Annotated in this window: 13 protein-coding genes and 1 riboswitch; of the genes, 7 read left to right on the top strand and 6 right to left on the bottom strand. The window is 67.7% G+C overall.

Features of this window, described 5'->3' with window-relative positions:
* Positions 1-1,039, bottom strand: a 1,039-nt coding sequence (locus G3N61_RS34980) for an EamA family transporter (protein WP_205824642.1), incomplete at its 3' end; no start/stop codon positions are given.
* Between the two features lie 503 nt (positions 1,040-1,542).
* On the opposite strand from G3N61_RS34980, the gene G3N61_RS34975 reads away from it, so the two are divergent.
* Positions 1,543-1,896 carry a type II toxin-antitoxin system RelE/ParE family toxin gene (locus G3N61_RS34975; RefSeq protein WP_043182147.1) on the top strand — a complete coding sequence of 118 codons (354 nt, stop codon included), beginning with the start codon at positions 1,543-1,545 and terminating at the stop codon, positions 1,894-1,896.
* Positions 1,893-2,174 carry an XRE family transcriptional regulator gene (locus G3N61_RS34970; protein WP_043182145.1) on the top strand — a complete coding sequence of 94 codons (282 nt, stop codon included), beginning with the start codon at positions 1,893-1,895 and terminating at the stop codon, positions 2,172-2,174. Before G3N61_RS34975 ends, G3N61_RS34970 begins: the two co-directional genes overlap by 4 nt.
* Positions 2,175-2,252: 78 nt before the next feature.
* Here the strand turns inward: G3N61_RS34970 and G3N61_RS34965 are convergent, their stop codons facing one another.
* The 3 genes from G3N61_RS34965 to G3N61_RS34955 all read right to left on the bottom strand — a co-directional run bounded on the left by G3N61_RS34965 (position 2,253) and on the right by G3N61_RS34955 (position 4,071).
* Positions 2,253-3,041, bottom strand: a complete 789-nt coding sequence (locus G3N61_RS34965) for a molybdopterin-dependent oxidoreductase (RefSeq protein ID WP_205824641.1) — start codon at positions 3,039-3,041, stop codon at positions 2,253-2,255.
* 29 nt (positions 3,042-3,070) lie between these two features.
* Positions 3,071-3,703, bottom strand: a complete 633-nt coding sequence (locus tag G3N61_RS34960; RefSeq protein WP_043182141.1) for a cytochrome b/b6 domain-containing protein — start codon at positions 3,701-3,703, stop codon at positions 3,071-3,073.
* A 92-nt stretch (positions 3,704-3,795) separates the two neighbouring features.
* A complete protein-coding gene (locus tag G3N61_RS34955; protein ID WP_043182139.1) occupies positions 3,796-4,071 on the bottom strand; it encodes a pentapeptide MXKDX repeat protein in 276 nt (91 codons plus the stop codon).
* A 269-nt stretch (positions 4,072-4,340) separates the two neighbouring features.
* A riboswitch (TPP riboswitch) is annotated at positions 4,341-4,457 on the top strand.
* 124 nt (positions 4,458-4,581) lie between these two features.
* Here G3N61_RS34955 and thiC point away from each other — a divergent pair.
* The 5 genes from thiC (at position 4,582) to G3N61_RS34930 (ending at position 10,189) form a co-directional block, all read left to right on the top strand.
* Positions 4,582-6,513, top strand: coding sequence for a phosphomethylpyrimidine synthase ThiC (gene thiC / locus G3N61_RS34950; protein ID WP_048024440.1), 1,932 nt, complete (start codon positions 4,582-4,584; stop codon positions 6,511-6,513).
* Between the two features lie 258 nt (positions 6,514-6,771).
* Positions 6,772-6,984 carry a glycine zipper 2TM domain-containing protein gene (locus tag G3N61_RS34945; RefSeq protein ID WP_043182137.1) on the top strand — a complete coding sequence of 71 codons (213 nt, stop codon included), beginning with the start codon at positions 6,772-6,774 and terminating at the stop codon, positions 6,982-6,984.
* Positions 6,985-7,175: 191 nt separating this feature from the next.
* On the top strand, positions 7,176-7,424 hold the full coding sequence (locus G3N61_RS34940) for a hypothetical protein (protein WP_043182136.1): 249 nt from the start codon (positions 7,176-7,178) through the stop codon (positions 7,422-7,424).
* 143 nt (positions 7,425-7,567) lie between these two features.
* Entirely contained in the window at positions 7,568-8,488 is a 921-nt protein-coding gene (locus G3N61_RS34935; RefSeq protein ID WP_205824640.1) for a DMT family transporter, read from the top strand.
* A 420-nt stretch (positions 8,489-8,908) separates the two neighbouring features.
* Positions 8,909-10,189 carry an EAL domain-containing protein gene (locus G3N61_RS34930; protein ID WP_043183106.1) on the top strand — a complete coding sequence of 427 codons (1,281 nt, stop codon included), beginning with the start codon at positions 8,909-8,911 and terminating at the stop codon, positions 10,187-10,189.
* A gap of 58 nt (positions 10,190-10,247) precedes the next feature.
* On the opposite strand, the gene arfB is transcribed toward G3N61_RS34930, so the two are convergent.
* Both arfB and G3N61_RS34920 read right to left on the bottom strand, forming a co-directional pair.
* Positions 10,248-10,652 carry an alternative ribosome rescue aminoacyl-tRNA hydrolase ArfB gene (gene arfB, locus G3N61_RS34925; protein WP_205824639.1) on the bottom strand — a complete coding sequence of 135 codons (405 nt, stop codon included), beginning with the start codon at positions 10,650-10,652 and terminating at the stop codon, positions 10,248-10,250.
* The coding region (locus tag G3N61_RS34920) for an AAA family ATPase (protein WP_241018047.1) at positions 10,649-12,766 on the bottom strand (2,118 nt) is incomplete at its 5' end. The genes arfB and G3N61_RS34920, both read right to left, overlap by 4 nt.

Below are 12,766 nucleotides of genomic sequence, written 5' to 3'. Positions count from 1 at the left end.
CCGCCTCCGGCATCGCGATCTGCTCGGGTGCGGCGGACGACGCACCCGCCGTCGCCGCCGGCTCGGTAGCCACGGCCGGCGAACTCGCAGCCGCGGCGGCCGCCGCGGGCCGGCGCGCCGGATCGAATACGAACGACAATCCGACACTGCCGAGGATCGCGACGGTCGCGACCACCGTCGCCATCGTCACGGGTTCGCCGAGCAGCAGCGCACCGAGCGCAACCGCGACGATCGGGTTCACGTACATGCAGCTGCTCGCGATGATCGGGCTCGTGTGGCGGATCAGGTAGCCGTACGCGACGTACGCGGCCATCGTGCAGAACACCATCAGGTACAGGAACGCGAACACCGGCCCCACCATCAGGTGCTCGATGCGCTCGCCGACCAGCCACGCGACGAGCGTCGAGATCATCCCGCCGAGGCCGATCTGCAGCGACGTCGACAAAAACAGGTCGGACGGCAGCTTGAGCCGCGTCGCGAGATGCGCGCCGCCGGCCCAGAACAGGGCGCCGGCCAGCACGCAGATCGTGCCGAGCGCCGAATTCTGCGCGGCGGCACCGCCCGAATTCAGCACGACGATGCCAACCATCCCGAGCGCGACGGCCGACCACTCGCCTTTCGTGACCGGCCGCCCGGCAACCGCCGCGATCACGGTCGCGAACAGCGGCACCGTGGCCACCATCACCGCGGCCGAGCCGCTGCTGACCAGACTGATCCCGAGCGCGATCGTGCCGGACGACAGCGCGACGAGCATCGTGCCGACGATCCCCGCGTTGCGGATTTCGAGCAGCGTCGGCCATTCGGGCTTGCGCCGCAGCGCGAAGATGAACAGGCCGATCCCGCCGAGCAGGTTGCGCAGCCCCGACAGCAGCAGCGGCGGGAACGACTGCAGCGCGAAATGCAGGCCGCTGTAGGTCGAACCCCAGACGAAATAGATGAAGACGAGCGCCAGCGCCACGCGGCCGCCGCGGCTTTGCGGCAGACGGATCCGGAACGAGAAGCGGGCGAAGAAATCGAGGAGACGGTCGAGCGGCGTCATCGTGCGGCCTGCCCGCACGTCACGCCGCGTGCTCCGCTGAAAGACGCCGGCGATGCCGGCAAACGGCCCTGGCGGGACCGGGAAGGCAGAGCGAACGTGCGGAACGACATGACAGTGCGAACGGCGACGAAAAAGAACCGGCAAGCGGCGGCAGAGGGACAAAAAAAACGCGCGCAACCACTTCGGCTGCGCACGCTCGGCATTATGGCATCAAGGATTCGAAAGCATCGTCGGACCTGTCTGAAAGGATCACGAATGATGTTTCCGCGCGACATTTTCTGGCCAGCGGGCAGGTGAAATCGGGGCCGGATACGCGTCGCGCATGCGTTGCCGATTCCGCTTCGCCCCGCCATCCAGGGCAGTTCGTCCCGATCGAACCAGGCATCGGCCGAACGGCCAGTCCTGCACGCCGGCCAGCGCTTCCCCCTTGTCGTGACGGTCGACCCACGCGCCTCCCGCCCTGCGCAGCCTTCCTTCGAAACCCGCACCACCAATACAAAATTTTGTATGATTCAACCATTCTTCCGCCGAAGCCCGTTGTTTTCGTCGGCAGCGCACTAGCCGATCTTCGCGGCTTTCCGCTGCCCGCGCGACGCGAAGCAGGCCACCAGATCGACCAGGTGCAACGCGGGCTGGCGCCCGACGACTGGAAGCCGATGCGCACCGTCGGCGTCGGTGTGCGGGAAATTCGCCCGCGCGATGCGAGCGGCGCGTTCCGAATCATTGACGTCGCGACATTCGCCGACACCGTCTACGTGCTGCACTGCTTCCGGAAGCAATCGGCGCGCACGACCCGGGCCGATATCGAACTGGCCGCCCGGCGCTACCGCGCGCTGACGATGGAGAGGAAACGATGACCAACGAGCGTTATTCAAGCGTCTGGGACGCAATCGAGGGCCAGCCGGCCGAAGCCGAGAACATGAAGCTGCGATCCGAGCTGATGATCGCGCTCAAGCAGCGCATCGCGCAGCTCGAGCTCAGTCAGGCCCAGGCCGCGAAACAGCTGGGTGTCACGCAGCCGCGCGTCTCCGACCTGATGCGCGGCAAGATCAACCTGTTTGGGCTCGACGCGCTCGTGAACATGGCGGCGGCTGTCGGCCTGCGCGTCGACCTCCAGGTGCGCGAATCCGCGTGACGCGTCACATGCGATGCCCGATGCATCTCGGCACGCGCATGCGCCGCCACCGCGTGCCAGGCACCGCTCACGATTCGCTCACGATCCGCCGAACCAGTTGTACCCCTGGTCGACCCAGTAGCCACCCGGAAACGTATCGGTCACGAAGATCTCCATGATGTGCTTCGGGTTCTTGTAGCCGAGCTTGGTCGGCATCCGCAGCTTCATCGGGAAGCCGAATTCCGGCGGCAGCCGATGGCCGTCGTAGTCGAACGCGAGCAGCGTCTGCGGATGCAGCGCGGTCGGCATGTCGATGCTCTCGTAGTAATCGTCCGCGCACTTGAAGCCGACGTACTTCGCCCGCGTATCGGCACCGGCGCGCGCGAGAAACGCGCCGAACGGCGTGCCGCCCCAGCGGCCGATCGCGCTCCACCCTTCCACGCAGATATGCCGCGTGATCTGTTCCGCGTGCGGCAGCGCATACAGTTCGTCGAGCGTCCACACGCGCTTGCCCGTCACGCGGCCGGACAGCACGAGCCGATAGGTCGACGCGTCGACGTGCGGCACGTCGTCGATTCCGTAGTACGCGTTGAACGGGAACGGTCGCGTGATATCGGCTTCGGTGTAGGTCGGCGCGAGCCGCTCGCCGCTGAACAGCCACGCCTGCACGCGGTCGTTCATGCGCGACACCTTCTCGAGGAACGTGTTGACCGACGCGTCGTCCTTCAGCGTGCAGCCGGTCAGCATCGTCAGGCCGCCGATCGTCAGCATGCGCCGGTTGAACAGCCGCCGCGACGGCATCTCGAGCTCGCGGCGCACGTCGAGTTCGAGCGACTTCCGGTCGAGCGTCCAGCGCGAACCGTCGCGCTTGTATTCGGATTCCGACATGATGATTTCCTTCACCCGAAGTTGACGGGTCAGCGCCCGCGCAGCATCGCGAGCAGCGAGCGCGGCACCAGCAGTGCCATCGCGACGTGAACGACAAAGAATGCGACGAGCAGCGACATCGCCCAGAAGTGCACGACACGCGCGTTGTCGTAGCCGCCGAACAATTCGCGCAGCAGCGGAAATTGCACGGATTTCCAGATCGTGAGTCCGGACAGCACCAGCACGACGAGATCGACGATCGCGGTCAGGTAGGCGGCACGCTGCACCGCGTTGTAGACACTCAGGTCGTCGTGCGACAGCCGCCCGCCCAGCGCGGCACGGATGTCGCGCCAGATCGACGCCGGCGTGACGGGCAGCATCTTGCGCGCGAGGCGCCCCGTCGCGATCGACATCGCGAGGTAGAACAGCCCGTTGAAGACGAGCAGCCACATCGCCGCGAAATGCCATTGCAGCGCGCCGCCGAGCCAGCCGCCGATCGTGATCCCGTGCGGGAACGTGAACGGCGGATAGATCGGCGACGCGTCGTAGATACGCCAGCCGGACAGCACCATCAGGATCGCCGCGAGCGCGTTGAGCCAGTGGCTCGCGCGCACCCACAGCGGATGGATCGGGCGCGCGGGCGGCGTGGCGGCCGCGCGGCCGGTGGCAGGAACGGTTTGCATGATGAAGTCTCCCGGAATGGGTCGACGAAACGCGATGCGGGCGGGCGGCCGCCGTGCGACGCACGGCGCCGGCCGCGCCGCGTCCGCCTCCGTCAGTACGACGGCGTCATCTTGTCGCCCGACGACTTGCCCATCTCGTCGTGCGACATCCCGTCCTTCTTCATCGCGTCTTTCTTCATCGCATGCTTCTTCATGCCGTCCTTCTTCATCGCGTCATGGCCCATCGCATCCTTGGCCATCGCGTCGTGGCCCATCGCGTCCTTCGACATCGACGAACCTGGCTGCGACATGGCGTCGTTCTGCGCATACGCGCCCGTGGCGATCGTGGCAAAAGCGGCGACGCAAGCGGCAATCAGACCTTTTTTCATGACATCTCTCCAAAACATGGGTTTAAGGAGCCGAATAGACGGACGACGTCGCGGGAAATGACAGCCGCTGCGAATATTTTTTTTGAGGTCGCGCGAAAGCGCGCCATGTTGCACCGCGTCGCCACGGCCAGCCAAGCCGTGGCGCCATGCGGCGGCGACGCGCGCTGCCATTTCGACGGGCCATCGTACCGCCCGCCATGCTGCGGCCGCACCGGGGCAGCCGATCCTCTCCCGGTTGAAACCGCCGCCAAGCCAGTGTATCGTGTGCCCTGCTAACGCGGGGGTCCTGCAATGCGTTCGGTCAAACAACCGGCATTGCGGGTGAGAAATACCCTTTGAACCTGATCTGGATAATGCCAGCGCAGGGAAGCGTACGGATTTCGCCGCCATCCTTCTGACGAAATCCGCCGCCTCACCAAGCCTCGTCTCCTGCTTAGCTCGAGCCCCACATACGTCAAGGGCTCCGGGCAAGCGCCGAAGCGCCTGTCCGGCGCTCACACAGGAGATTGCATGAACGCCAATCCGAAGTTTCTGTCCGCCGACGCTCATGTCGATGCCGCGGCCGTCGCCCCGCTGCCGAATTCCCGCAAGGTTTATGTCACCGGCTCGCAGCCCGACATCCGCGTGCCGATGCGTGAAATCACGCAGGCCGACACGCCGACCGGCTTCGGCGGCGAAAAGAATCCGCCGATCTACGTGTACGACACGTCGGGCCCCTACACCGATCCGGACGCGAAGATCGACATCCGCGCAGGCCTGGCTGCGCTGCGTCAGGGCTGGATCGAGGCACGCGGCGACACCGAAGTGCTCGGCGGCCTGTCGAGCCAGTACGGCCTCGAGCGCGCGGCCGATCCGGCCACCGCCGACCTGCGATTCCCGGGCCTGCACCGCAACCCGCGCCGCGCCCAGGCCGGCAAGAACGTCACGCAGATGCACTATGCGCGCCAGGGCATCATCACGCCGGAAATGGAATACATCGCGATCCGCGAGAACCAGCGCCGCGCCGAGTACCTCGAGAGCCTGAAGGCAAGCGGCCCGAACGGCGCGAAGCTCGCCGCGATGATGGGTCGCCAGCACCCGGGCCAGGCGTTCGGCGCAGCGGCCTTCGGCGCGAACGCGCCGGCCGAGATCACGCCGGAATTCGTGCGCTCGGAAGTGGCGTGCGGCCGCGCGATCATCCCCGCGAACATCAACCACCCGGAATCCGAGCCGATGATCATCGGCCGCAACTTCCTCGTGAAGATCAACGCGAACATCGGCAACTCGGCCGTCACGTCGTCGATCGGCGAGGAAGTCGACAAGATGACGTGGGCGATCCGCTGGGGCGGCGACACGGTGATGGACCTGTCGACCGGCAAGCACATCCATGAAACGCGCGAGTGGATCATCCGCAACAGCCCGGTGCCGATCGGCACGGTGCCGATCTACCAGGCGCTGGAAAAGGTCAACGGCAAGGCTGAGGATCTGACCTGGGAAATCTTCCGCGATACGCTGATCGAACAGGCCGAGCAAGGCGTCGACTACTTCACGATCCATGCGGGCGTGCGCCTGCAGTACGTGCCGCTCACCGCGAACCGGATGACCGGCATCGTGTCGCGCGGCGGCTCGATCATGGCGAAGTGGTGCCTCGCGCATCACAAGGAAAGCTTCCTGTACGAACACTTCGAAGAGATCTGCGAGATCATGAAGGCGTACGACGTGAGCTTCTCGCTCGGCGACGGCCTGCGTCCCGGCTCGATCTACGACGCGAACGACGAAGCGCAGCTCGGCGAGCTGAAGACGCTCGGCGAACTCACGCAGATCGCGTGGAAGCACGACGTGCAGGTGATGATCGAAGGCCCCGGCCACGTGCCGATGCAGTTGATCAAGGAGAACATGGATCTCCAGCTCGACTGGTGCAAGGAAGCGCCGTTCTACACGCTCGGGCCGCTGACCACCGACATCGCGCCGGGCTACGACCACATCACGTCCGGCATTGGCGCCGCGATGATCGGCTGGTTCGGTACCGCGATGCTGTGCTACGTGACGCCGAAGGAACACCTCGGCCTGCCGAACAAAGACGACGTGAAGGAAGGCATCATCACGTACAAGCTCGCCGCGCACGCCGCCGATCTCGCGAAGGGCCACCCGGGCGCGCAGGTGCGCGACAACGCGCTGTCGAAGGCGCGCTTCGAGTTCCGCTGGGAAGACCAGTTCAACATCGGCCTCGATCCGGACAAGGCGCGCGAATTCCACGACGAAACGCTGCCGAAGGATTCGGCGAAGGTTGCGCACTTCTGCTCGATGTGCGGCCCGCACTTCTGCTCGATGAAGATCACGCAGGACGTGCGCGAGTTCGCGGCGCAGCAGGGCGTGTCGGAAACCGAAGCGCTGAAGAAAGGGATGGAAGTGAAGGCGGTCGAGTTCGTGAAGACCGGCGCCGAGATCTATCACCGTCAGTAAGCGCACGCGGTGATCCGGCGATCCTCGCCGGATCATCTCGCGATTCGCGATTTACGAAGCCCGCTTTCGAGCGGGCTTTTTTGCGCATGTCGCATGCCTGCCTGCGCACCGGGAAACCACCGGAAACAATTCATTACGAAACCGCGCGAGCCTTAACAAGTCCTTACAGCAGCGTCGGGGGGCGGCGCGTAGATTGGGTTCATGCGCGGCCGCCGGCCGGTCGCGTGTCCTCCGTTCACAACCGCAAGGACAACGATCATGAATTCGATACGGCGTATTGGGGTATGCGCGCTGCTCGTCGCGACCGTGGCCAGCCTGTCGGCCTGTGACTCGATGACGAGACGCCAGCGCGACACGGCAATCGGTGCAGGTGTCGGCGGCGTCGCCGGCGCGGCGATCGGCGGCAGCGCGCTGTCGACGCTGGGCGGCGCGGCGGCCGGTGGCATCATCGGCAACCAGGTCGGCAAGTAAGCGGCGACGCGCGCCGCGACAGTCAACCAGACGGCGTTTTCGCGGTGCGGAAGCGTCGTTTTCGCATGCGGCACCGCAACGTGACCGGCAGCCTGCACGGAAATGATCCGTTACCGTTTTGCACACCGTGTCATCGGCGCGCGGCCTAAGCTTAAGCATCTGCCGATTGCCGGCTCCGCCGGAGAGACATCATGAACAGGACCCTCGTCGCCGCGGCGCTCGCCTGCGTGACGCTCGCTGGCTGCTACTACCCGTACGGCTATTATCCTGGCGGCTATTACACGGCTGCACCGGTGCAGCCGGCCCCCGTCTACGTCGATCCGGGCCCCGCCTATTACTATCCGGCACCGGCCTATGCACCTGCGTGGGGCGGCTATTGGGGCCCGGCGCTGTCGCTCAATTTCGGCTTCGGCGGACGCGGCGGCTGGCGCCATCATTGATCGGGCGCGACCGCCGGCTGGCGGCCGCCCCGCGCCGGCAACCGGCGACATTCCCGTTTCTTGCCATTTCATCGAATCGTGAAACGACGGCGTGGTCACGGGGTGTAAGATTCTCCGCATCCGTTCCCCGCCCTTCACGATCGATGTCCCCCAAGAACGCCCTTCTGCTGACTGTGCTCGCTGCCCTGTGGGGTGCGTCGTTCCTGTTTATCCGGATCGGCGTCGTCGATCTGGGCGTCGCGCCGTTGATGGCGTTGCGCGTGGGTATCGGCGCGCTGTTTCTCGCGGGCTTCGCGCTGACGCGCTTCAAGCCCGCCGATCTCGGCGCCCGGCTGCGCCGTCATGCGTGGCCGTTGTTCGTCGTCGGCGCGCTGAACTCGGGCATCCCGTTCTGCCTGTTCGCGTTCGCCGAATTGACGCTGTCGGCCGGCGTGACGTCGGTGATCAACGCGACGACGCCGCTGTGGGGCGCGCTCGTGGCCTACCTGTGGTTGAAGGACAAGCTGTCGCTGCCGCGCGTGCTTGGCCTCGTGATCGGTTTCGCCGGCGTGCTCACGCTCGTGTGGAACCAGATCGCGAGTGCGCACGGCGAAACGGGCGCGACCGCGCTCGCCGCCGCTGCGGCGCTCGGTGCGACGCTGCTGTACGGCATCGCAGCCAATTACGCGAAGCGCAAGTTGACCGGCGTCGATCCGCTCGTCAACGCGACCGGCAGCATGATCGGCTCGACCATCCTGCTGCTGCCGTTCGCGATCGCGACCTGGCCGGCCGCACCGGTCGGCGCACACGCATGGGGCTCGGTACTCGCCCTCGGCGTGGCCTGCACGGGCATCGCGTATTTCATCTACTTCTACCTGATCGCACATGTCGGCCCCGCCCGCGCGATTACCGTGACGTTCGTGATCCCCGTGTTCGGCCTGTTGTGGGGTGCGCTGTTCCTCGGCGAACACGTGACGGCCGTGATGATCGAAGGCTGCGCGATCGTGCTCGTCGGCACCGCGCTCGCGACCGGCGCGATCAAGCGGATTCCCGGGATCCGGCCGCGCAGCGGCGAAGCGACCTGACGATTCATTCGGGCGCACGCACCGCCGTCGGTCGGGCCGTGATGCCTGACGGCCGGGCGCCAACCGTTTTCCGCCGCGCTGCGAATGGTGCCGCAGCACGGCCGGTATTCCTCTGACGGCGACATTCGCTCGCCACGTTCGCACGTCACCGCGCACCCCATGCCGCCGGATTGCCATGTGCGGCGGCGATGCCCTCTTTCACTTCGCGGTGGTCACGCGCGGCGCCGACGCCAGCCGCATACCCGTGTGCGTCTGGAGTTTCCCTGATACGCGAGCGGCCCCATTCCCGTTACACTCCGAACACTTACCCGCAGAAGGCGGCCTCGATGTCCCACGTCCTTTCGCGTCCGCCCGCGCGTGCGACTGCTTCAGCGTGGCGGCGCGCTGCCGCTCCTCCGCTCGACCCCGGGCACCGTTGACATGAAGCCCGCCCGCGATCTCTCGCTCGACTCCCTGCTCGAACGCCTCACGCCGACGCCCGGCGGCTGGCTCGCCACCTATCGCACCACGACGCTGCGCAGCGTGTTCCAGCCCGTGCTGTCGATCACGCACAAGCGGGTCGTCGGTTACGAGGCGCTGCTGCGCGTCGTCGACGCGAACGGCGCGCTGATCTCGCCCACCGCGCTGTTCGACAAGACGCGCGCCGACGCCGACGCGCTGCTGCTCGACCGGCTCGCGCGCTGCCTGCACACGGCCAACTTCGTCGCGCAGGGCATCGGCGACGGCTGGCTGTTCCTGAACGTCACGCCGCGCGTGCTCGACACGGGCCTCGTGCAGCGCGAATTCGTCGAGGCGCTGTGCCGGCATTTCGCGCTGCCGCCAAACCGCATCGTGCTGGAAGTCGTCGAACAGCCCGCGCGTGACGAAGCCGCGCTCGCCCGCACGATCGACATGATCCAGCATCGCGACTTCCTGATCGCGATCGACGATTTCGGCACAGGATTCTCGAACTTCGACCGCGTGTGGCGCGCGCGCCCCGACATCGTCAAGCTCGATCGCTCGCTCATCGTGCGCTCGACCGGATCGGCCGACGATCGCCGCATCCTGCATCACCTCGTGTCGATGCTGCACCAGGCCGGCGCGATGGTGCTTGCCGAGGGCGTCGAGAACGACGACTCGCTGCAGGCGCTGATGGACGCCGACATCGATTTCGTACAGGGTTTCAAGTTCGGCCAGCCCGATGCATCGATCGCACATGCCAGCGCGGCGGCACCTGCCATGCTCGACGCCGCGTGGCAGCGCTTCATCGCCCGCCGGCATACGCCGGTCGTCGCCGAGCAGCCCGGCTTCGACGCGATCGAGCGGCTCGTGCTCACGGGCGCGGCTGCGTTTTCCGCGAGCGGCAACCTGCAGGACGCCGCGCAACGCGTGTTCGCGGTGCCGGCCGCGCGCCGCGTGTTCGTCACCGACGAGACCGGCGAGCAGTTCCTGCCGTCGATCGGCGCGCGCACCGACGACGGCCAGGCGGGCGTCACCCGCCTCGCACCGCTCTTCCCGGAAACGCACAGCAACTGGTCGCGGCGCCCGTATTTCCAGCGTGCGATCGCCGCACCCGGACGCGTCGCGCTGATGGGCCCGCACTTCTCGCTGACGGAAGGCCGTGACTGCTATACGGCCGCCGTCGCGATCCGCGCGCAGAGCCGGCTCGTCGTGTTCTGCGTCGATTTCGTGCTCGACAGCGCAGGAACCGTCATGCGGTAACGGGTGCAACGGCGGGCGACCGGCTGTCGCGCGCGTCGTTCGTCCGCTCATCCATTCGTCAGTCGATCACCTTCCCTCTTCCCGACTTCACCACGCTGCGGCGCGACTTGTGCTCGAGCCGCCGCTCCTTCGACGCACGCGTCGGCCGCGTGGCGACCCGTGTGCGCGGCGTGTACGCGACGCCGCCGATCAACGCATCGAGGCGCGCCAGCGCGGCCTCGCGGTTCTTCTCCTGGGTGCGATATTCCTGCGACTTGATCACGACGATGCCGTCGCGCGTGATGCGCTGGTCGGACAGCGCGAGCAGCCGCTCCTTGATGACGGGCGGCAACGACGACGCCCGGATATCGAAGCGCAGGTGGATCGCGCTCGACACCTTGTTCACGTTCTGCCCGCCCGCGCCCTGCGCGCGCATGGCCGTCCATTCGACTTCGGCCGGATCGAGCGTATAGCGGATCATCATCGCGAAGCCTCCCTGCTGCGCCGTGCAAGCGCCTCGTCGACGCGTGCCGCGAGCCCCGAATCGCGCTGCGTGCGCGTCGCGACCGCCTGCGCCAGCACGCGCCGCGGCCCGATCACCTGCACGCGCGTGCGCGCACGCGTGACGGCCGTATAGACGAGTTCGCGCGTGAGCACGCGGCCGAACGATGCCGGCAGCACGAGCGCCGCCTCGTCGAATTCCGAGCCCTGCGATTTGTGGACCGTCAGCGCGAACGCCGTTTCGTCCGGCGGCAGTGCGGCCGGCGACACCGCGCGCGCGGTGCCGTCTGCGCGCCTGAACCACACGCGCAGCACGCCGTGCGCGTCGGGCAACGCAATGCCGATATCGCCGTTGAACAGCCCGAGCGCATAGTCGTTGCGCGTCACCATGATCGGCCGCCCCGTGAACCAGTGCGCGCCGACCGCGAGCGGCACGCGCGCCGCGTGGCGCACGTGCGCGGCCACGAGCGCATTGACGTGCTCCGCGCCACGCAAGCCGCTGCGGGTCGCGCACAGGATCCGGAACCGGTTGAGCGCGTCGAACAGCGGCAGCGGATCGGGTACCGGCGCGGCCAGCGCGTCGCGCAATGCGTCGAGGTAAGCACCGAAGCGCCGCGCGAGCCGCTCGACCGTCGACGACGCGAGCGACTCGCCCGCATCGTCGTGGAACGACGCGGCGGCCGAATCGTCGGCGGGCAGCGCGTCGAGCGCGGCCTGCACGTCGCCGCTGCGGATCGCGAGCGACAGCCGCCCGATCGGTGAATCGAGGCCGAAGCGGTAATTGCGTTCGAGCCAGACCACGCAGTCGGCAAGCGGTGCCGGTGCGGGCGCGGCGGACGCGGCGACGGTTTCGCCCGACGGTATCGACGTGACCGACGCAAGCGCCATGTCGCCGGCGTCGAACGGCGGCAATTCGACGGCGTCGAGCCACGCGAGTTCATCGACCTCGATCCACGCGGAGGCCTCGCCTGCTTCGCCAGCTTCACCGGTTTCGGTCAGCGCCGGCGCTGCGGCCGGCGGCGGCGCGACGTTGGTCGGCGCAACTTCGTCAGCCTGCGGTGCGTCGTCGAAGAGCGATGCCTGTCGTTCATCGGCTTTCCGTCGCGACGCGGGTTTGCGTGTCGCAGCGGGGGCAGGCGCCGATGGCGGCGCAGGGGCCCGCGCCGAGGCGGAAACCGGGTGCGCGGCGGGAACGGTTGCGGTCGCGGCTTCGTTCGGCACCGGCAACGCCGCGACGAATGCCGCCTCGTCGATGCCGAGCGCCCGCGCGATGCGGGTGCGCGCCGCGGCGGTAAACGCCGGCCGCGCGCTCAACTCGGCGAACACGGCGCCCGCCTCGACCGCGGCCAGCTGGTCCTTGTCGCCCAGCAGCACGAGCCGTGCGCCCGGCGCGAGCGCGTCGAGCAGATGCGCGGCGAGCGCGACGTCGATCATCGACGCCTCGTCGACGACGATCAGGTCGTACGGCAGCGGATTATCGCGATGATGCCGGAAGCCGGCCGCCCCACCGCCACCCAGCAGCCGGTGCAGCGTGTACGACGTATCGGGCAGGCGCGCCGCGAGTTCGGGCGGCAAGTCGCCGGCCCGCGCATGCAGCGCTTCCTGCATCCGCTGCGCGGCCTTGCCGGTCGGCGCGGCCAGCGCGACGCGCAGCCCCGGGTGCGCATCGAGCAGACAGGCCAGCACGCCGACGACCGTCGTCGTCTTGCCGGTGCCCGGGCCGCCGCTGACGATCGTCACGCGGCCCGTCAGCGCGACGATCGCCGCGACCCGCTGCCAGTCGACTTCGCCGGTTGCCGGCCCGAAATAACGCGCGAGGCTGTCGCGCAACCGGTCGGGCGCAAGACCTTCGTCCGGCACCGCCACACCGGCCTGCGCGACGAGCGCATCGGCAAGCCGCCGTTCGTAGTCGAAATAGCGCGACAGGTACAGGTGATCGTGGCGGTCGACGATCAGCGGCCGCTCGTCGCCGCGCGCGAGCGTACCGAACGCGACCACGCCGCTCGCGGCAAGCGCCGCGCGGACTTCGTCGAGCGGCGCTTCGTAGCGCTGCGCGAGCGCGCCGAGCGCGACGCACACGTGGCCGCCCGCGGTCGC

This window comes from Burkholderia sp. Ac-20349 (genome assembly GCF_017104865.1).
Lineage (GTDB): Bacteria > Pseudomonadota > Gammaproteobacteria > Burkholderiales > Burkholderiaceae > Burkholderia > Burkholderia aenigmatica.
This window is presented reverse-complemented; position numbering and strand designations above follow the sequence as displayed.

Excerpts from the sequence above, each read along its gene's own strand:
- arfB (WP_205824639.1), bottom strand. The coding sequence starts at position 10,652 with ATGATGATCCGCTATACGCTCGATCCGGCCGAAGTCGAATGGACGGCC.
- G3N61_RS34965 (WP_205824641.1), bottom strand. The coding sequence starts at position 3,041 with ATGTCGGAATCCGAATACAAGCGCGACGGTTCGCGCTGGACGCTCGAC.
- thiC (WP_048024440.1), top strand. The coding sequence starts at position 4,582 with ATGAACGCCAATCCGAAGTTTCTGTCCGCCGACGCTCATGTCGATGCC.
- G3N61_RS34945 (WP_043182137.1), top strand. The coding sequence starts at position 6,772 with ATGAATTCGATACGGCGTATTGGGGTATGCGCGCTGCTCGTCGCGACC.
- G3N61_RS34970 (WP_043182145.1), top strand. The coding sequence starts at position 1,893 with ATGACCAACGAGCGTTATTCAAGCGTCTGGGACGCAATCGAGGGCCAG.
- G3N61_RS34960 (WP_043182141.1), bottom strand. The coding sequence starts at position 3,703 with ATGCAAACCGTTCCTGCCACCGGCCGCGCGGCCGCCACGCCGCCCGCG.
- G3N61_RS34930 (WP_043183106.1), top strand. The coding sequence starts at position 8,909 with ATGAAGCCCGCCCGCGATCTCTCGCTCGACTCCCTGCTCGAACGCCTC.
- G3N61_RS34935 (WP_205824640.1), top strand. The coding sequence starts at position 7,568 with ATGTCCCCCAAGAACGCCCTTCTGCTGACTGTGCTCGCTGCCCTGTGG.
- G3N61_RS34955 (WP_043182139.1), bottom strand. The coding sequence starts at position 4,071 with ATGAAAAAAGGTCTGATTGCCGCTTGCGTCGCCGCTTTTGCCACGATC.
- G3N61_RS34940 (WP_043182136.1), top strand. The coding sequence starts at position 7,176 with ATGAACAGGACCCTCGTCGCCGCGGCGCTCGCCTGCGTGACGCTCGCT.